18 protein-coding genes and 3 pseudogenes are annotated in these 17,853 nt (G+C 34.8%); 11 read left to right on the top strand and 10 right to left on the bottom strand.

Features of this window, described 5'->3' with window-relative positions:
- Positions 1 to 10: 10 nt before the first annotated feature.
- Both BG05_RS26015 and BG05_RS26010 read right to left on the bottom strand, forming a co-directional pair.
- On the bottom strand, positions 11 to 2,701 hold the full coding sequence (locus BG05_RS26015; protein WP_003187731.1) for a response regulator: 2,691 nt from the start codon (positions 2,699 to 2,701) through the stop codon (positions 11 to 13).
- Positions 2,702 to 2,907: 206 nt separating this feature from the next.
- Positions 2,908 to 3,159, bottom strand: a complete 252-nt coding sequence (locus BG05_RS26010; RefSeq protein WP_002011075.1) for a hypothetical protein — start codon at positions 3,157 to 3,159, stop codon at positions 2,908 to 2,910.
- Positions 3,160 to 3,395: 236 nt separating this feature from the next.
- Here BG05_RS26010 and BG05_RS31230 point away from each other — a divergent pair, with 236 nt between their 5' ends.
- From BG05_RS31230 to BG05_RS26000, 3 genes are all read left to right on the top strand, one after another.
- Positions 3,396 to 3,536 carry a hypothetical protein gene (locus tag BG05_RS31230; RefSeq protein ID WP_002186518.1) on the top strand — a complete coding sequence of 47 codons (141 nt, stop codon included), beginning with the start codon at positions 3,396 to 3,398 and terminating at the stop codon, positions 3,534 to 3,536.
- A 36-nt stretch (positions 3,537 to 3,572) separates the two neighbouring features.
- Complete coding sequence (locus BG05_RS26005; protein ID WP_002186517.1) at positions 3,573 to 4,103, top strand: general stress protein; 531 nt, start codon at positions 3,573 to 3,575, stop codon at positions 4,101 to 4,103.
- Positions 4,104 to 4,268: 165 nt separating this feature from the next.
- Positions 4,269 to 4,469 (top strand): DUF4028 family protein, encoded by a 201-nt coding sequence (locus BG05_RS26000; RefSeq protein ID WP_002186515.1) that lies wholly within the window; start codon positions 4,269 to 4,271, stop codon positions 4,467 to 4,469.
- A 26-nt stretch (positions 4,470 to 4,495) separates the two neighbouring features.
- On the opposite strand, the pseudogene BG05_RS25995 reads toward BG05_RS26000, so the two are convergent.
- Positions 4,496 to 4,735 (bottom strand): annotated as a pseudogene (locus BG05_RS25995) (helix-turn-helix domain-containing protein); the annotation flags it as partial.
- A 3-nt stretch (positions 4,736 to 4,738) separates the two neighbouring features.
- Positions 4,739 to 5,113: pseudogene (gene tnpA, locus BG05_RS25990) on the bottom strand (IS200/IS605 family transposase); the annotation flags it as partial.
- 223 nt (positions 5,114 to 5,336) lie between these two features.
- Between tnpA and BG05_RS25985 the strand changes: the two are divergent.
- Positions 5,337 to 5,648 (top strand): YbjQ family protein, encoded by a 312-nt coding sequence (locus tag BG05_RS25985; RefSeq protein ID WP_000637510.1) that lies wholly within the window; start codon positions 5,337 to 5,339, stop codon positions 5,646 to 5,648.
- Between the two features lie 790 nt (positions 5,649 to 6,438).
- Here BG05_RS25985 and BG05_RS25980 read toward each other — a convergent pair.
- From BG05_RS25980 to BG05_RS32040, 4 genes and pseudogenes are all read right to left on the bottom strand, one after another.
- Positions 6,439 to 6,744, bottom strand: coding sequence for a hypothetical protein (locus BG05_RS25980; RefSeq protein ID WP_002186510.1), 306 nt, complete (start codon positions 6,742 to 6,744; stop codon positions 6,439 to 6,441).
- Between the two features lie 55 nt (positions 6,745 to 6,799).
- Complete coding sequence (locus tag BG05_RS25975; RefSeq protein WP_003187744.1) at positions 6,800 to 7,990, bottom strand: MFS transporter; 1,191 nt, start codon at positions 7,988 to 7,990, stop codon at positions 6,800 to 6,802.
- A 70-nt stretch (positions 7,991 to 8,060) separates the two neighbouring features.
- On the bottom strand, positions 8,061 to 8,741 hold the full coding sequence (locus BG05_RS25970) for a FadR/GntR family transcriptional regulator (protein WP_002168980.1): 681 nt from the start codon (positions 8,739 to 8,741) through the stop codon (positions 8,061 to 8,063).
- Between the two features lie 342 nt (positions 8,742 to 9,083).
- Positions 9,084 to 9,265 (bottom strand): annotated as a pseudogene (locus tag BG05_RS32040) (hypothetical protein).
- Positions 9,266 to 9,401: 136 nt separating this feature from the next.
- On the opposite strand from BG05_RS32040, the gene BG05_RS25960 reads away from it, so the two are divergent.
- The 4 genes from BG05_RS25960 to BG05_RS25945 all read left to right on the top strand — a co-directional run bounded on the left by BG05_RS25960 (position 9,402) and on the right by BG05_RS25945 (position 12,390).
- Complete coding sequence (locus BG05_RS25960) at positions 9,402 to 10,619, top strand: sensor histidine kinase (RefSeq protein ID WP_002168979.1); 1,218 nt, start codon at positions 9,402 to 9,404, stop codon at positions 10,617 to 10,619.
- Positions 10,609 to 11,253 (top strand): response regulator, encoded by a 645-nt coding sequence (locus BG05_RS25955; RefSeq protein ID WP_002087211.1) that lies wholly within the window; start codon positions 10,609 to 10,611, stop codon positions 11,251 to 11,253. Before BG05_RS25960 ends, BG05_RS25955 begins: the two co-directional genes overlap by 11 nt.
- A 163-nt stretch (positions 11,254 to 11,416) precedes the next feature.
- Positions 11,417 to 11,851 carry a hypothetical protein gene (locus BG05_RS25950; RefSeq protein ID WP_002186507.1) on the top strand — a complete coding sequence of 145 codons (435 nt, stop codon included), beginning with the start codon at positions 11,417 to 11,419 and terminating at the stop codon, positions 11,849 to 11,851.
- A 122-nt stretch (positions 11,852 to 11,973) separates the two neighbouring features.
- Positions 11,974 to 12,390 carry a hypothetical protein gene (locus tag BG05_RS25945; RefSeq protein WP_002168977.1) on the top strand — a complete coding sequence of 139 codons (417 nt, stop codon included), beginning with the start codon at positions 11,974 to 11,976 and terminating at the stop codon, positions 12,388 to 12,390.
- 40 nt (positions 12,391 to 12,430) lie between these two features.
- Here BG05_RS25945 and BG05_RS30280 read toward each other — a convergent pair whose 3' ends face one another.
- Positions 12,431 to 12,571, bottom strand: a complete 141-nt coding sequence (locus BG05_RS30280; RefSeq protein ID WP_002186506.1) for a YflJ family protein — start codon at positions 12,569 to 12,571, stop codon at positions 12,431 to 12,433.
- A gap of 152 nt (positions 12,572 to 12,723) precedes the next feature.
- Between BG05_RS30280 and BG05_RS25935 the strand changes: the two genes are divergently transcribed.
- The gene (locus tag BG05_RS25935) at positions 12,724 to 13,086 is read left to right on the top strand and encodes a hypothetical protein (protein WP_002064091.1); all 363 of its coding nucleotides are present in this window, start codon (positions 12,724 to 12,726) and stop codon (positions 13,084 to 13,086) included.
- Between the two features lie 27 nt (positions 13,087 to 13,113).
- Here the strand turns inward: BG05_RS25935 and BG05_RS25930 are convergent, their stop codons facing one another.
- Complete coding sequence (locus tag BG05_RS25930) at positions 13,114 to 13,299, bottom strand: YhzD family protein (protein ID WP_000539551.1); 186 nt, start codon at positions 13,297 to 13,299, stop codon at positions 13,114 to 13,116.
- 352 nt (positions 13,300 to 13,651) lie between these two features.
- Between BG05_RS25930 and BG05_RS25925 the strand changes: the two genes are divergently transcribed.
- Together BG05_RS25925 and BG05_RS25920 are read left to right on the top strand one after the other, a co-directional pair.
- Entirely contained in the window at positions 13,652 to 14,893 is a 1,242-nt protein-coding gene (locus BG05_RS25925) for a metallophosphoesterase family protein (protein WP_003187753.1), read from the top strand.
- Positions 14,890 to 17,814, top strand: coding sequence for an ATP-binding protein (locus tag BG05_RS25920; RefSeq protein WP_016126668.1), 2,925 nt, complete (start codon positions 14,890 to 14,892; stop codon positions 17,812 to 17,814). Before BG05_RS25925 ends, BG05_RS25920 begins: the two co-directional genes overlap by 4 nt.
- Positions 17,815 to 17,853 lie beyond the last annotated feature (39 nt).

The following is a 17,853-nucleotide window of genomic DNA, read 5'->3' as shown; positions in this document are numbered from 1 at the left end:
TAAACCTCACTTATTTTATTAACCATACACTCATTACCGAATAGAGTTGATGTAAATTTAATGGTTTACTTATATAATCTGAAGCGCCAGCAGATAAACATTTTTCTTTATCATTTGGCATTGCTTTAGCAGTTAATGCGATAATAGGTATTTCATGTAACCCTAAATTCATTCGGATATGTTCCATCGTTTCATAACCGTCCATATTTGGCATCATAATATCCATTAAGATAAGGTCAATATTTGTATTGCTTTTTAGTATTTCTAAACACTCTATGCCGTTTTGTGCAGTAATAATGTTGGCATGTTGTTTTTCTAATGCATTTTGTAATGCAAATATATTTCGATGATCATCATCGACAATTAAAATAGTTTTCTCTTGGAAGACCTTATTTGTTTCTGGAGTAACTATAGTTTCCTCAATAACTTCAGCAGGAATAACATCTTCTATCGTTGCTGCGACTTCTAAATTGGATAACTGTATATCATTTAACCCATTTGGAAGGTTAGGAATATATACTGTGAAAGTACTGCCTTCTCCTAAATTACTCTCTAACGTAATCCAACCGCCTAATAATCTAGCAAACTCTTTACAGATAGATAATCCTAAGCCTGTACCACCATATTTCCGAATCGTTGCGCCATCTGCCTGTTGAAAGGCTTCGAAAATGAGTTGATGCTGTTCTGTAGCGATACCAATACCAGTATCTTTTACTGAAATTGTCATCCAATCTTTACTTATAGACTGCATATCATGACTCAAATTGGTTGTTTCTATCGAATCGAAATGTAAAGAGACGGATCCTTTTTCCGTGAATTTAAATGCATTGGATAATAAGTTTTTAATAATTTGTTCAATCCGTTTTGCATCTGTATAAAATAAATCAGGAATAATATCACTGTCTGCAATAGTAAGTTCGACATTTTTTTGTGCAGCAATATGTAAAAAGTTTTGCTGCATATTTGCTGCCATGTCACTTATGTTCGTTGCTTCAAAAATGACGTCTAGTTTTCCAGCTTCTACTTTAGATAAATCTAGTATGTCATTAATTAGAGTAAGTAAATCTTTTCCTGATGAATGAATGACGGTTGCTAATTCAATTTCATCATCGGATAAATGGTTATCATGATTTTCTCTTAACATTTCAGATAATAGTAAAATACTATTTAACGGTGTTCGTAATTCATGGGACATATTTGCTAGGAATTCTGATTTGTATTTTGAACTACGTAATATTTCGCTTGCTTTTTCTTCTAATTCTGATTTAGTAATTTCTAAATCAGTTGTCTTTTGTTCAGCCTCTTCAGTTCTAGACTCTAGTTGTTCATTAGTTGTTCGTAATTCTTCGGCTTGCATTTGTAGTTCTTCAGCTTGCGTTTGCAATTCTTCTGATTGAACTTGTAACTCCTCCGTCATTGCTTGTGATTCATGTAAAAGCGTTTGAATTCGCATACGTCCCATAATACTATGGATTGTTAGACCTAGGTTATCAACGGTTTGTTGAATTAAATCTTGATGTAAGTCTGAAATCTCAGTTACACTTACTAACTCCATTACTGCGATCACTTCATCTTCAAATAAGATAGGGATGACTAGTAGGTTTTGAGGGCGTATTTCTAATAAACCGCTAGTGACATAACGAAATTCTTCTGGTATTTCTCGAAGAATAAAGCTTTGTTTTTCTAAAGCACATTGCCCAATTAAACCTTCACCCATTTTAATGGATTGTTTTCCAATATCAGAACCTTGATCGGCGAAAGAAGCTTTCTTCACATAGTAGACAGTTTCTTCAACTTCTTCACGTACATAGAATGCACCGCAAGAGGTTTGCGTTTTTTGTATAATTCCACTAAGAATTTTTTTACCTAACATCTCAATAGAAGGTACACCTTGATACATTAAAATTAATTCTGCAAGCTCGGTTTGTAACCACTCTCTTTTAGATATTTCGTCTAGTAGGTGGTTCGTTGTATGAGCAAGCTCTTTTATTTCATCCCGTGTGTTTACATGAATTCTTTCAGTAATTTTTTCTTTAGAAGAAATGGATTTAATAGCTTGAATTACGTTTTTAATCGTTTTTGTAATGGAATTCGAAATATAGAGTGAAATGATAATAGAAATACAAGAAAGTAAGAACAATAAACTGTATAACCAAATCTCTAATTTATTATTTTCAGTATCTAATTGTGCAGCTCTTTTTTTCGTTAGTTGCTCCTCTACACCACGGAAGTTAGTTAGCTGCGATTGTAATGACTGAATTTGAGTCGTGTCGATTGCTTGTATGTTATTACTATTATGATTTGTAATTAATGGATGAATCTCTTTATTAATCCAACTATTAATATTTTCGTTAATCTGTTTTAATTTTTCTTGCTGAGAGGGGTTATCCTCTAATAGAGCCAAAAGATCTTGATAATGTTTTTCGTAATCCTTTTCCGCAGTGTTAAGGGATTGCACGTAATTTGCGTTATTAGAAGTAATAAATCCTTTCGCTTTATTTTCAATTGTTAGCAATTCTTTCTCCACTTGATTCGTTAAATTAAGAACTTTAAAATCGTGATCAATAATAAAATTACGAGATTTTTGTAAATTGGAAATCTCATTGTTTAACATAATGAAAGAAATAAGTAAGAACAAAATCATAACTAAATAACCAGCCATAATTTTGTAGCGAATACTAAATTTTGCTTTCGATTTCATTAAAAATTCCTACCTTCAAGATTATTAAAAGTTTTCTATTGTAAAGAATGAAAAACGTAATATATATTATATCAGTTTTCATAAGGCCAAACTAGAAATCCCCCTATTGTATTAGGGGGTCTCGTTTTGAATAGAGGAAATCATTTTGAAATATAAAAACATATATGAAAAGTAACGATCGAGGGAATAGGGGGATAATAAAACTTTTAAGAAGGAAAGAGTGTGCTTAAAGCTTTTTTTGCATCTATTCCTTCAAAGATAAATAATACAAGCTCTCTCTTTTTTACAGTAAGGAAAAAGGATATTAATGTGCTTAAGCTTTTAATAGAAGTAAGTGTTCCGTGTTTACTTATAAATAGATTAGTTTGAAATGTTGTCATTAAAGCATAAAAATGATGAATCTGCGTTATTGTAGGTGTTTCATTATAAAGAATAGTAGTAGATTGGATTGCATTCATCGAAATATTCCTTTCTGTATAGTAAGCATAACAATATAAACATACCCGTTTTAAAAAATGTTAAACATATAAATAAGAAAAAATATAATTATAGTTTTTTAGGTTTAGAAAGGGTTACGAAGGGTATACATATACTACAAAGAGATTGACTGAAGATGAATTGTAAGATTTCTATGTTTAGTAGATTAGTCTATCAAAATATAATTTTACTTTAAATAAAAAGGAGTCTGGTATACATGAATGAAATGATGGTTGATATTACATTTGATTTAATTTACTTGTTAAGTAGTTCGCTTGTAATGCTTTTACTATTCGCTTTTTTCGTAAATGGTTATGTTAATAAGAAGGTTAGTGTATACAGAAATGAAGAAAGATAAAGATACATTATATAAAACTTTAGGAGGTTAATAGTTATGGATGTAGATAGAAAAATAGTAGGTATTTTTAGAACAATTGATGATGCGGCATTCGTTATTAATGAATTAAAAGATAAAGGATACTCGGCGGGTAACATTTCAGCTATTGCGAAGGATCAAAAGGAAATTGAACATCTGGAAGAAAAATCGGGTGAAAAAGTGAATAGTGAAACGGCACATAAAGCGGATATCTTTTCAGCGACAGGGTTTGTGGCAGGAGGAGTAGCAGGCGGACTCGGTGGTTTATTAACAGGTCTTGGTATACTTGCTGTTTCTGGAATGGGTCCAATCGTAGCAGCGGGACCTATCGCAGCAGCTATTGGAGGAGCCGGTATTGGCGGAGGAGCTGGAAGTTTAATAGGAGCATTTATCGGATTAGGAATTCCCGAAGAACATGCTAAGAAATATGAAGAATACATTTACGATGGAAATATATTAATTTTAGTAGATGCAAAATTAGATGATAAGTTAGAAATCTATAAAATATTTGATAAGCATAATGCTTATAACTCCGATTTCTTTAAATAATATTTACTTCACATATCAATGATGAAAAATGTAAACATAGTGAATATCGTTTTTGATCTTACAACTTTGGCGCGGCCGAGGAGTCGTATGACTATAAGAGAGGAAGGGCTTATAGTAAAAGATCAAGTTCTATTATGATATTAAAAAGGGAAGAGGTGTCTTTTCGTGATTGTAAAAATATTAAAGGATAGTAGTAATAGTTTCCTTTGTACAGTTCAAAATCAAAATGGGGAGAAGTATGTAAAGAAATGGTTTCATAAACAGAAAAACAAGGAAGAGTTAGGGCGACCAACTTTTAAAGAAGTAGAAAAGGATTGGAAAGAAAATAGAGAATCATTTATGTATCCTAATGTTAAAGCGCTTTAGTGAACTACTCACAACTTAACGTCCTTCATTTGAGCATTCGCCAACGCAAGACTATCGACTTCCTTTAGGAATGGAAATTCAGCCTTATATTGTGCAGGCGTAGGATATTTAACAGATTTATCAAGTTTATCCTGTGATTCTTGATAAGATTTGATTCTATCTGCAAGCATCTTGTTGTATACAAATCGAACACATCCAAATGTTTTTGAGAAAAACATTTGTTGTTCTTTATTTGGATAGATACGATATTTGTATGATTTTAACATTTCCTACACCTCACTTTTTCCTTGATTTTCAATATATTTCTTTACTACATCTATCGGTGAACCACCCGTAGTAATCAAGCAAAAGCTTTTTGACCAAAACATTTCTTTCCAAAGTTTCTTTCTCACATGTGGAAAGTCTCTCTTGATTAGTCGAGAACTTGCACTTTTATAAGCATTAATGAACTTTGTCATTTCTGTATTCGGATGTGCCTTGAATAAGATATGTACATGGTCTACATCATGATTCCATTCAACTAATGTGATGTTATAGTTTTCAGATAGTCGGACAAAAATGTCTTTTGCATAGTCCGACATATCATCATCAAATACATTTCTTCTGTATTTCACGACCAATACAAGGTGACAATAAAAGGCAAAGCCTTTTGGCTACGCCAAACTGAAATTCATCTCCCACCTATCGTTGGGCTACGCCCTTCACACACTTGAGGAAGGAGAATTCGTTAAATAGAATAGGCGCTTTATTATTACAAAATTGTCACACTCCTGTAAGGTAATTCAATAGATTAGTTGCTTGTTCCATGTCATAATAAAGACATAAGAAAGCTAATCAAAAATTATAAGTTATAGGAGAGTGTCAGTCATGATTGTAACAACAACGTCTGGAATTCAAGGTAAAGAAATTATTGAGTATATTGATATTGTAAATGGTGAAGCTATTATGGGTGCAAATATTGTCCGCGACTTATTCGCTTCCGTTCGTGATGTTGTCGGTGGTCGTGCTGGTTCTTACGAAAGCAAGCTAAAAGAAGCTCGTGATATCGCAATGGATGAAATGAAAGAACTTGCAAAACAAAAAGGTGCGAACGCTATCGTTGGTATTGACGTAGATTACGAGGTTGTTCGTGATGGAATGTTAATGGTTGCTGTCAGTGGTACAGCTGTACGTATATAAGTAAATGAAAAACAGGCTCCCCCTTGAAGTTGATGCTTTGAGGGGATTTTTTTGTTTCATGATTAAAGTTAAAATGAAGAAGAGAGGATGGATTTTTATAGTGGAAAAAATAAGATGAGGGCGAATGTACTAGCTTACTCAAATGATATAACCGTTTAAGTGATAAAGTTGAAAAGAAACTATAATTTACATATGTTTAAAGTGGACAAAACTTTTTCGTCAAACGTTATTGTAAAAAATGCTAGGATTGCTCCTAGCATTTCGTGAGGGGATATTGCACGGGAATTTAGATAATAAGCAGACGTACCCGCTTATTTCAAATGTAGTATATATTGTTTTCAAGGAGAAAAGTAAGAAATACAACAATCTTTATATATGTTTAACGAGAGTGTTAACTTTATGATAAATAATAAAATTGTTATTTGAGGTAAGGGGAGAAATAATGGTATGAATAACTTTAGAGGATGTATAGTTTATAGAAATAAACGATTGAGCATGTAAGGCGTTGTATTACATAAAATTTATAAAGCATTGGAGGCAGTCACATTATGTTTTGGTTAGGATGTTTTTTAGGATATATTGTAGGTTCAGTTATTACATGTGCTCTACTTTACTATGGGTATAGATCCAATGAAAATAAAAAAGTGGATATACAAAAGAGGGAGGAGAGGAAAATCAATAAAAAAGGTGTATAGGATGTGAAAGGCAAGGTGATAGCATTGATGCAAAAATAAAGGACAGTACATATTGTATATGACTACTATGTACTGTCCTGATTATTCTTTTTGGATTATGAAAAATTATCTCCTGTCTTACTATAAATTTCATAGGCGAAATAACCAAATAAATAGCCTATTCCGGCCCCTAAACTAACTGAAAGCAGGGAGAAGTCCGGGAAAAACATACCGAAAATCAAACCGATCATACAGCCAACAAGCATTCCCATAGGTATGAAACTATCTAATAACAGTTGAGCTTTTTGAGATTTTTTCTTACCTAATTTTCCGTTCTTATATTTATGTTCCAATCTTTTAATTACAAATACTACAATTCCACCAACTATTACAACAGGCGCGATTGCCGAAATGAACCACATGTTAGAAGCTCCTTTCGTTTTTAATTAAATTATACCATATATTAACATTTTGAATTTAAGCGGAGACAAGATCTTCTGCATTTCTTTTCCTTTTATTCATGACTAAAGTTAATAGGAATAAAATGAAGCTTAAAAGTGCCATTATAATAAAAACTTGCGTATAACTATTAAAATAATCACGAGCGATTCCTGCTAGGACAGGAATGAATCCGCCCATAATATATCCTCCTGACTGCATCATAGCAGTCCATGCACTCGCATCTTCTGAAGTTTTTGTTTCATATAGCGGTAGCATGAGAGCGAGTGGAAATATGCCGCCGAGCCCGATACCTAGTAAAATAGAAGGGACCCATGGTGTGGTTAATGGGTAAATCATAAGCGATAAACCTACGAGTACAAAGCATATACTTCCTAATAACCAAAGTGCTCTGTTTTTATAAATATCCGCTAATGTTGGAATTAAAAAACTGCATATCATTTGAATCACTGTAAAAACAGTTATAAGAGTCCCCGCTTGTTCGCTACTCACACCCATACTTTGATTTGCCGGCGCAAGCCAAGTTGTAATAGAGTAAAATATTCCTGATTGTAGTCCGAAAAAGATTGTAAACAACCATGCTTTTTTATTTCTTAAAGGCAAGCTATTATTCTTTTTATTTTGTGTACTCGTATTCTTTTTTCGTTTCATAACGGGATACCAAAATATAATAGCGATAATAGTAAGCACACCCCAAAAAGCGAGTGCCATATTCCAATCGTCTTTTAATACATGTTGTAAAGGAATCGTTAATCCTGCACTTAAAGAAGCACCAGTTCCCATACCTACTGAATATATGCCAATCATTAAGCCGATTTTCGTAGGGGATTTTTCTTTAATAAAACCTGATAGTAACGGACCTGCAAGTGCAATTCCAATACCGATAAATAAAGAGCTCGCGAATAATGTGGAAATGGAAAAGGTAAAAGCTCTCATACATGTTGCAAAGCCAATTAAAATAAGACAAGCCATAATTGCTTTTTCTGCCCCGTATTTTTTAATTACCTTCCCAGTCAGTAAGGCGAATGTCCCCATACAAAAAACAGGAATAGCTGTTAAAAAACTAACGGAAAAATTGCTTATATTTAGGTCTTGTCGGATGGTTTCTAATAAAGGTGAAATAGATGTAATTCCGATACGTAAATTAATGGAAACAAAAAATAGTGCTAGTATATACAAATAAGTTCGTTCTTGATGTTTCAATTTCATTTTCTCCTCTCTTAAACATCAGATGTTATTCAGTATATCATCTGATGTTTGTGTGTAATAGATAAGGAGCTTATTTCAGCTCCAAATTTTGAACGGCGTATGTTCGTGCCTCTTCGGTATTTTGTTTAAAAATAGCTTGGAATAACTTTTCATGAATGTCAGAGTTATCTTCATAGTCCACTGTATTTAATATGAATTGGCTTAAAATGTGGCGAAGGGCAGGTACGAAAGATTGATACAAATCGAGTAGAACTTCGTTTTTGCTCGCCTTTGCAATTGCTAAATGAAACTGAATGTCTGCATCTATGTATGCTACATAATTACCTTCTTGAAGGGCATGTTTTCTTTTATTCAAATGTCCTTTTAAGTATAAAAGATCCTCGTCGCTTCGGCGCTGTGCCGCTAACATCGCTACTTCTTTATCTAGCATATTTCGTGCTTCATACACATGATTTATATTAGCTGCTTGCAATCGTTTTTCAAATGAATCTTGCGTTGTATTGAGTGAGACAATACGAGTACCTTGTCCTTGTCGAACTTCTAATATGCCAGCATGTACTAATATCTTTATGCTTTCTCGCAATGTTGAACGTCCTACTCCTAACTCTTCCATTAATTGCGGCTCTGTAGGGAGGCGATCACCAACTTCATACTCGCCAGAAAAGATTTTTTCTTGTAGACGTTCTAGCACTTCATCGACTAATTTCCGCCGAGAAACTTTTGAAAAAGATTTCTTTTCGTTCATATTCATCTGCTCATCTCCTGTTATATTCGCTTTTATAATAACCAATTTAAGTTCGGTTGACAATGTTATTTTTTAGGTAGTTGAAGCTGGGATACTACAATAGGGTTTATAAGACATAAAAAATCTATTTTGAAAAAATCTATTTCTCCTGAATACATAGTAATATAAGAAAAAGACGCCCTTGTGAGCGTCTTTTTCCAACTTGAGATAGATGTATCATTATTGTTCTGCTAGGTGACATAGTTCTCGTATAAAGTTTTCTCACACAAATGATCTGTGTATCAATGTGTTTTTGATATACAGATCATTTGTATGATAATTCTTATAAATAATTGCTGAATGATAACCTTACATGAATGCTTTTAAAAGCTCTTGAACTAATGGAATTACTCCACCTACAAAGTTTAAAACTGCCATTGCGATTTCCATATGATTGCCTCCTTTAGTAGTAAGATGTAATAAATCTTTATAAATTCATTATAGTAAGCGCTTACAAAAACATCAATGCATTTCGATATGCAATAATTCATATTTGTATTTGGTAATGAGGATGAAGAGGAATAAGTGACTTATCCCGCTATTTGTGGGAGTCGGGCTGTATGTAAAAGCCTTCACTTTATCAAAATGTAAGCTGTATCTTGTATAATATAATGGTGGAGGTCGAATATGAAAAAAATAAATTCAAATATAGATTTGGATAAAAATGTATTGGAAGCGGTATTTATTCCAAGAAGGTTTATTGTTTTATGGATTACACTCGTATATATAGCTTCAGTACTTTTAGAGTTTCGTAATAATATTTTCTCTATGGATAGTTTTTTCTTTACAATAGTCATTGTTATTCATACTATTTTTCATTGGTATGCGAGTTCATTAAAAAATAGGCAATTGTTGTACTTCTTTTTTGTACAACTTTTCATTGTGTTTTTGGCTGCGTTTATTGCAACAAATGCTTCGATAGCGATTTTTGTTGGATTAACTCCTATTTTAATCGCCCAAAGCTTATATGTTTATAACAATATATTTAAAGTAATGGCAGTTTTTACTCTTATGTATGCAATATTTTGTGCTGCAATTAGTATCAATTATGGTGTGAATAAATTAGCTATTCTTATCTCTATGTTTCTTTTAGTGTTAGCAATTATTATTCCTTTTTCTTATATTAATAAGCAGCAATTTGATGCACGTAATCGTATACAGAGCTATATTCAAGAGTTAGAGTCTGCATATATGAGAGTGGAAGAATTGACATTAGCTAATGAAAGGCAGCGTATGGCAAGAGATTTACATGATACGTTAGCGCAAGGTTTAGCAAGCTTAATTATGCAATTGGAAGCGATAGATGCCCATATGCAAAAAGGGAATACAGGACGATCTCAAGAGATTATGAAACAAACTATGATAAGAGCGAGACAAACTTTACATGATGCAAGGTTGGTTATTGATGATTTGCGTCATACTACTAATTCATTTAATGGAGCAGTAAAAGAAGAGATTCAACGTTTTTCTGAAGCTACGTCTATACATGTGAGATTTACTATCCAAAGTCCACCGTATATTTCAAGCGTAGTAAAAGAGCACTGCTTATATGTAATTAGTGAATGTTTAACGAATATCGCAAAACATTCGCAGGCAGCAGATGTAAATTTAAATGTTGAATATATCGATGATCTTGAAAAACTTACTATTGAAGTTGAAGATAATGGAATTGGTTTTGACACTAGATATATCGGTAAGAATCCTGGACATTATGGTTTAATTGGTCTAAATGAGCGTGTTCGATTGATTAAGGGAGAAATACATATATTGAGTGAAAAGATGAAAGGTACGAAAGTGTATATTCAAGTGCCTATAAATAAAGAAGGAGATAGCCATGAAACATAACGTATTAATTGTAGATGATCATTTCGTTGTAAGAGAAGGTCTGAAATTAATAATAGAAACGAGTGATTCATTTCAAATTATAGGTGAGGCTGCAAACGGAGAAGAAGCCCTTTCTTTCATAGAAAAGAAGAAACCTGATGTCATTTTAATGGATTTGAATATGCCTAAAATGAGTGGTTTAGAAACAATTGAGGCTTTGAATGAAAAACAAAACCATACGCCGATTATTATATTAACTACTTATAACGAAGATGAATTAATGTTAAAGGGAATTGAGTTAGGGGCAAAAGGATATTTGCTAAAAGATACGGATCGAGAGAATTTGTTTCGAACATTGGAAGCGGCTATTCGAGGTGAGATTTTACTACAACCAAATATTATGGAAAAGATAGTGAAGTATAAAAGGAAAGAAGTACATGCTGATAAGGTTGCAGAAAATAACTTAACGGTTAAAGAATTGTTTGTGCTGAAAGCTATTGCGCGCGGATATAAGAATAAAGAAATTGCATTTGATATGGGAATAGCTGAGCGAACGGTAAAAGCATATTTAACAAATATATACAATAAATTAGGTGTTAATTCACGGTCAGAAGCAGTAGCTGTATCTATTGAAAGGAAGTTAATTCATTTTTAAAACATTATATATGCCCAATCGTACATTATAGGCTTGCCCTTTTGTACGATTTTTTTATTTCTTTCTCATGTTATGCTTCAGAAAGTATGAGAGATTTAAGAACAATCTAATTGCATTACAATTATAGACGTTTCTAATGTAGGAAAGGAAGAAGAATAATTAAATGGAAACTTTGCTTTTAATTCCTGTATTAATTTTCTTTATTTGGCTGCAAAGCAAACAAAGAAAATTAAACTGGATAGATATTATAACTTTTCTCATGATGATAGGGATTATTACTTATACGGCGCCGCAACAAATGACTAGGGATTTACAAGCAGAGTTACTGGCAGTTACGCTTATTTCTTTCGCTATTGGTGTTTGGCAAGGTGGGGGAATTACAGTCTGTTATGAGGATGAAATTTTATATATTACAAATGGAAAACAGTATTCCATTTCATGGATTCTCTTAATAATTGGCAACATAATTATTATTAATATATTTGAAGGTGGATTTACATTTAATGGATCGTGGTTTCTTTTGTGTGGTGTTGTCATTACATCTGGGGTGAAAAACAGTATTCTATGTGTTCTGTACAAATTAACAGTGCGAAATTGAATGGAAAACCAAAGCTATTTTCTTTTACCCCAACATAAAACGTATTGCTGTAAGTTCATTAAAAGACCGTAGTTGATAAAAAATGAGATGGAAGTATTGGAAGAATGGGGGAGTTAACGTAGATGTTTCTACCTATTACTACATTTGATAGGTTTAGTTGGCTGGGGAATGTTGCTTTCTCTTCAGAAAAGACTAGTAGGAATCGAGCGCTATCGAGGGCTGAAGAAAGCAATGTTAATTTGTGTGAAAATAAATGTAGAGATTCAGTTAATAATATTCATCAAAAAATAAATGTGGATGCTTTGGACTATAGTAATAATCGTATATTGGGCCGTGCAGAACCCCATTCAACAATTGTCATAACAAGTAGTGATATGTATGTTGGAAGCGGACGAGTTAATAAGTATGGAGAATTTAAAATATATACAAATGATTATCTGGAAGAGTATTTGGTACTAGAAATTCAGTTGATAATGGGCGGTTTCTATCAAGGAAGTATAACGGTAAAGTTAAGGGATGATGATTTCCTTTTTATTTAGTAAATAAAAAGGAAGCAACCGTAGTCGCTTCCTACATCTATTAAGCCGAAGCTTTCTTAATTCTCTCAAGTAAACTAGATAAAATATGTGTACGATAAGATTCTAGTTTTTTACCTTCGTAAGTACGAATCCCTAATTTTTTAAGTTCTTTTACATACCAACCTTTGCTTCCGAAATACATGTGATCGCTCCCCTTCAACTTTGTTTATTTGTCCTGATTGTACTTGGAGGTACGGGTAATATAATGAAGGAAATGAATTTCGCGCGAAAATGGTTAACTTTGTTGCAAAAGACATATATACTAAGGGTAGTATATAACGAGGTGGGCAAGACGTGATTATAGAGAAGCACGAAATTCAAATTGACCAAATTACGAGCGGTAAAGTGAATATCTTTACTTTCTATAGAAATAGAAAGCAAGTTGATGATCATTTTTTACGATTGCAAGAACCATCGCTTACAGCAAACTACTTCTTCCATTTTCATTTTGATGCAGAGAGCTTGCATCTTCTGCAGGAAGAGTTTCCGGGCGTATATCCGTACGACCGTAGTGACACGATTCACGACTGGACGGAAAAGATGAAAGCGGAATTGCAACATCAGATCCAAACAGGTAAATGGAATAAACGCGTACGTATCGGTAATCGCATTCTAGATGTGGTGTTTACGTGGTGTGACGAAGATATAGTAGAGTGAAAAAGAAGCGGATGACGCTTCTTTTTTTTAGCGCTGGAATAAAACGAGCTTACCTGCAGAAGATGTGCAGCGATGTGTTTTTTCATACAATCCTTTTTCTTGTAAAATAGATTCACCTTTTGCTTTCGCTTCTTTTTCAGTTGCTGCCTCGAATGATTCGTCTAATGCTTTTGAACCATCTTTTTCAAAGACTGTTAGAACGTATACTCCCATGAAAATTCCCTCCAATAATAAAAATCAGAATCTTATAACTATTTTGGCATAAATCACTAGAATATGCAAAGAAATATATGACATTGCGTGTTACAATAAAGTGAAACTTTAACTAGTGGGGAGTCTTTTCATCCCCACTAGTTATTAGTTGAACCAATCGGGTATTTATGGGCAGTTTACTTTCAGATTGGCTTCTTTGCCTACTGCCCGTTAATACGGGGTAAAGTGAAACTTTAATCAGTGGGGGATTTTTTATTTCCTGCTTATTACTAGTTTTCGCCAATTGAGCATTTATTGTTTGTGTTCATGCGGATAAGATGAAACTTTTGAACTATAGAAAGGATCGTTATTTGTGAAACAAGTGAAGTTTATACATGCGGCTGATTTGCATTTGGATAGTCCGTTTAAAGGGATGGAGATGAATGTACCACAGTCTGTTTGGGAGAGAATGAAGCAGAGTACGTTTGAATCGTTCGAGCGTATTGTTGATAAAGCGATTCAAGAGCGCGTTGATTTCGTATTACTAGCCGGGGATTTGTATGATGCGGAGACGAGAAGTTTGAGGGCGCAAGTGTTTGTGCGTGAGCAAATGAAGAGACTTTCGCAGTACGATATTCCCGTTTTTATTATTCATGGTAACCACGATCATTTAGGGGGAAGCTGGGCGGCAATTGAGTTTCCGGAAAATGTTCATGTGTTTACGGAGCCTTATGTAGAGGAGAAATCATTTTATAAAGATGGTGAGCTTGTAGCTTCTATTTATGGGTTTAGTTATTTGCAGCAAGCGGTAACGGATAATATGACAGCGCAGTATACGAAAATGAGTGATGCGCCTTTTCATATTGGAATGCTTCACGGAAGTGTGGAAGGGGATGCAGAGCATAATCGCTATGCACCGTTTCAAATTCGTGAGCTGAAGGAAAAGCAGTTTGATTATTGGGCTCTTGGCCATATACATAAACGTGAAATTTTATCAGAAGAGCCGTACATTATTTATCCAGGTAATATACAAGGGCGTCATCGTAAGGAGACGGGCGAGAAGGGTGCGTACCTTATTGAACTCACGAAACAAGGATCGCAGTGTTCATTTTTCCATACGGCGGATGTTGTGTGGGATGAGATAGAAGTGAATATTGATGGACTTGAAACTGTTGATGATCTTATGACGAGCGCGTCAAGTGCGATGAATGAATGCAGAAGAGAAGAGGAAGGTACGCTTTTAACTGTCATATTTACAGGACAGGGACCACTTGCTCCTTATTTGCGTGAAGACAAGCGCGTGGAAGAGATTTTTCATATTTTAGCAGCGGGAGAAGAGCGAAAAGACTTTGTATATGCGATGAAGTGGAAAAACGAGACGGTTTCTTTTGCGGAAATTGAACGTTTGAAAGAAGAAAATCATTTCGTCGGTAGTGTGCTGAAAGAGTTAGAAGCTTTCACAAATATGGACGGAGTGTTGCGCACCATTTGGACATCTCCTGTAGCGCGTAATAGCATTGAAGCTTTTACGGAAGAAGAGAAGAAAGAGATTCAAAAGGAAGCGGAAAATATTATTTTAGAGCAATTATTCCAGCAAGAGAGGGATAAAAAATGAGAATTGAAAAACTCCATATTTATGGCTATGGAAAACTAGAAAATGTGGAAATGGATCTGTCAATGCTGACGGTACTGTACGGTGAAAATGAAGCGGGGAAATCGACAATTCGCTCGTTTATGAAAAGTATTTTATTCGGTTTTCCGACGAGAGGACAGCGCCGTTATGAGCCGAAAGAAGGCGGGAAGTACGGCGGAGCGATGACTGTTCAAACAGAGAAGTACGGCCGTTTGAAAATTGAACGATTGCCAAAGACGGCAGTAGGCGCGGTGACCGTTTATTTTGAAGGCGGGAAAACTGGCGGCGAAGATATTTTAAACGATATATTAAGCGGTGTGAATGAAAGCTTATTTGATTCTGTTTTTTCATTTGATATGCATGGTCTTCAAAATATTCATCAGCTCGGCGAAGCGGATATCGGCAATTATTTATTTTCGGCCAGCGCAGTCGGAAGTGATGCGTTATTGCAGTTAGATAAAAAATTAGAAAAAGAAATGAATCAGCGCTTTAAGCCGAGTGGTCGTAATCCTGAAATTAACGTGTCACTGCAAGAGATGAAGAAAATTGAGGAAAAGATGAAAGAATGGCAAGGGAAAATTGGCACGTATGAAAAACAAGTCGAGCAGTTAAAAGAAAGTGAAGAGAAACTTGCTTCTGTTCGTGCGGAAAAAGAGTCAGCCGAAAGACGAAAGCAAGACTATGAAATATTAGTGGCGCTTGAGCCTCTTGTTATTGAAAAGAGTACGCACGAGAAAGTGTTAGAAAACGAGAACGGGCAGTTTCCTGTAAACGGAATGGCGCGCTATGAGGCGGTAAAGGCAAAGATAGAACCGCTCCAAGTACAAGTAGATTCACTTCAAAAAAAGATAGAAACAGTGCAATCAGAAATTGATTCCACAGAAATAGATGAAGCATTTTTACAAAAAGAAAGTTACGTAGAAGAACTTCGTATGCAGCATATGTCTTATGAAAATGCACGCCAAGAAATGCGTGATATGACGGGAAGTATTGCGAATATAAAAGAAGAAATCGCAGAACTACAGCAACAAATTGGCGCTACTTTTGAACAAGAGACTGTTCTTTCGTTTGATATAAGTTTAGCGACGAAAGAATTAATTATGCAAACTGTGCAAAAGGCGCGTGAATTAGAATCGCAAAAAGCACAACTAGATGAACGTTTTAAAACGGCTCAGGAGCAATTAGAAGAGCAAGAAGAAAATATAAGACAAATCAGCCAGCAAATGTTAGCTGATGAAGAAAAAAATACGTTAGTTGAGAAAGAAAAATCATTTCAGGATGCGGCATTTTTAGGAATGGGCGCAGAGAGAATGAAGCGCAAGTATGAGGAAAAAGCAGGGGCGGCTATGCAAAAGAAAAAACAGTGGCAAAGAATTTGTCTTCTGTTACTTCTTATTAACACGCTTGTTTTATTCACGAGTCTATTTATAGATAACCGCGTGCTGTTATTTATTAGTGTGATTGTGTTTGTAGGGATTGTTTTAGCACTCGTTTTATATAAAGATCCTTCGGGTGGATTACAAGAAGAGCTTCTTACTCTTCAGCAAAGTGCTGGCGGACGACAAAGTGAAGAAGCGATGTCTGTTCGTTATCAGTTAGAAAAAGATGAAGAGATTCGTAAGCTATTTGAGCGTGAGTCGTATAAGTTGCAGCAAATGGAACGTGCTTATGATAAAGTCGTTTCATCTTATGAGGAATGGGAGAGAGAAACGTTCCAAATAGGAGAACAAGTAGGTGCGTATAAAACGCGCTATATGTTCCCTGAATTTTATACGTATGCACACATATTGCCAGCGTTTGAGCGTATTGAAAAAATGCAGCAATTATATCGTGAGCTAGATAAACAAGGCGAGCGGAAATCTTCATTGTATGAAATGATTTCGCACTTTGAGCATAAACTAGAAACTGTTATCGGTAGTAAAGAGTATAGTAATTTGCATGAGGCGCAAAGTCGTATGCAAAATGAAAAAGAGAAGCGTCAAACTTGTAAGCAGCTGAAAGAGAAGCTGGCGGAATGGCAAGAAGAATATGAGTTCATGCAGCAGCAATTAAAACAACTACTAGTAGAGCGAGATGGGTTATGGCATATCGCAGAATCTACAGATGAAGAGATGTTTTTAGAAGCAGGAAAATTGGCAGAGAAACGTGAAGACGCGGATAAGCAAGTGGGACGTTTATTACCTCAAATTGATTTGTTAGAACAGCGCTTAACGAGTTTGTCATTAGCTGAGCATTATGAGGCTGACGGTTATGATGAAAAATTAAAGCAAGAAATTACAGCCGCGCAAAACTGTCTGGCGCAAGAGAAAGAACTGACAGAGCGTATTGCGAAGCATCGAATAGAAATTGCGAATTTAGAAGAAGGCAGTACGTATGGTGATTTACTACATGAGTGGGAAATGAAAAAAGCGCAAGTGCGTGAACAAGTGAAGAAGTGGGCTGCATATGTGGCCGCAAAGACAGTATTAACGAAAACGAAGCAATATTATCATGAAGTGCATTTGCCGCGTATTTTACAAAAATCCGAAGAGTATTTCGTGTATTTAACAGGCGGGAGATATAGTAAAATATTCTCACCGTCAGAAGCGGAACCGTTCATTGTCGAACGTAACGATGGTATGCGTTTTTACAGTCATGAACTAAGCCAAGCGACAGCGGAGCAGTTATATTTATCATTGCGATTCGCGCTAGCGAAAACGTTTGAGCATGACTATCCATTTATTATTGATGATAGCTTCGTACATTTTGATGCGGTAAGGACGAATCGAACGATTGAACTTATAAAAGAAATTGCGAAAGATAGACAAGTTATCTTCTTTACATGCCATGCGCATTTATTAACGTATTTTACAGAAAATGAGATTATAAAATTAACACGTAAGCGTAAAGAAAATGAGTTGTAGTATGCTATACTAAAAGTAACTGATTTGGTGGAGGAATTC

The sequence above is a fragment of the Bacillus mycoides genome (genome assembly GCF_000832605.1).
GTDB lineage: Bacteria > Bacillota > Bacilli > Bacillales > Bacillaceae_G > Bacillus_A > Bacillus_A mycoides.
This window is presented reverse-complemented; position numbering and strand designations above follow the sequence as displayed.

Excerpts from the sequence above, each read along its gene's own strand:
- BG05_RS26015 (WP_003187731.1), bottom strand. The coding sequence starts at position 2,701 with ATGAAATCGAAAGCAAAATTTAGTATTCGCTACAAAATTATGGCTGGT.
- BG05_RS26010 (WP_002011075.1), bottom strand. The coding sequence starts at position 3,159 with ATGAATGCAATCCAATCTACTACTATTCTTTATAATGAAACACCTACA.
- BG05_RS31230 (WP_002186518.1), top strand. The coding sequence starts at position 3,396 with ATGAATGAAATGATGGTTGATATTACATTTGATTTAATTTACTTGTTA.
- BG05_RS26005 (WP_002186517.1), top strand. The coding sequence starts at position 3,573 with ATGGATGTAGATAGAAAAATAGTAGGTATTTTTAGAACAATTGATGAT.
- BG05_RS25985 (WP_000637510.1), top strand. The coding sequence starts at position 5,337 with ATGATTGTAACAACAACGTCTGGAATTCAAGGTAAAGAAATTATTGAG.
- BG05_RS25980 (WP_002186510.1), bottom strand. The coding sequence starts at position 6,744 with ATGTGGTTCATTTCGGCAATCGCGCCTGTTGTAATAGTTGGTGGAATT.
- BG05_RS25975 (WP_003187744.1), bottom strand. The coding sequence starts at position 7,990 with ATGAAATTGAAACATCAAGAACGAACTTATTTGTATATACTAGCACTA.
- BG05_RS25970 (WP_002168980.1), bottom strand. The coding sequence starts at position 8,741 with ATGAATATGAACGAAAAGAAATCTTTTTCAAAAGTTTCTCGGCGGAAA.
- BG05_RS25960 (WP_002168979.1), top strand. The coding sequence starts at position 9,402 with ATGAAAAAAATAAATTCAAATATAGATTTGGATAAAAATGTATTGGAA.
- BG05_RS25955 (WP_002087211.1), top strand. The coding sequence starts at position 10,609 with ATGAAACATAACGTATTAATTGTAGATGATCATTTCGTTGTAAGAGAA.
- BG05_RS25950 (WP_002186507.1), top strand. The coding sequence starts at position 11,417 with ATGGAAACTTTGCTTTTAATTCCTGTATTAATTTTCTTTATTTGGCTG.
- BG05_RS25945 (WP_002168977.1), top strand. The coding sequence starts at position 11,974 with ATGTTTCTACCTATTACTACATTTGATAGGTTTAGTTGGCTGGGGAAT.
- BG05_RS30280 (WP_002186506.1), bottom strand. The coding sequence starts at position 12,571 with ATGTATTTCGGAAGCAAAGGTTGGTATGTAAAAGAACTTAAAAAATTA.
- BG05_RS25930 (WP_000539551.1), bottom strand. The coding sequence starts at position 13,299 with ATGGGAGTATACGTTCTAACAGTCTTTGAAAAAGATGGTTCAAAAGCA.
- BG05_RS25920 (WP_016126668.1), top strand. The coding sequence starts at position 14,890 with ATGAGAATTGAAAAACTCCATATTTATGGCTATGGAAAACTAGAAAAT.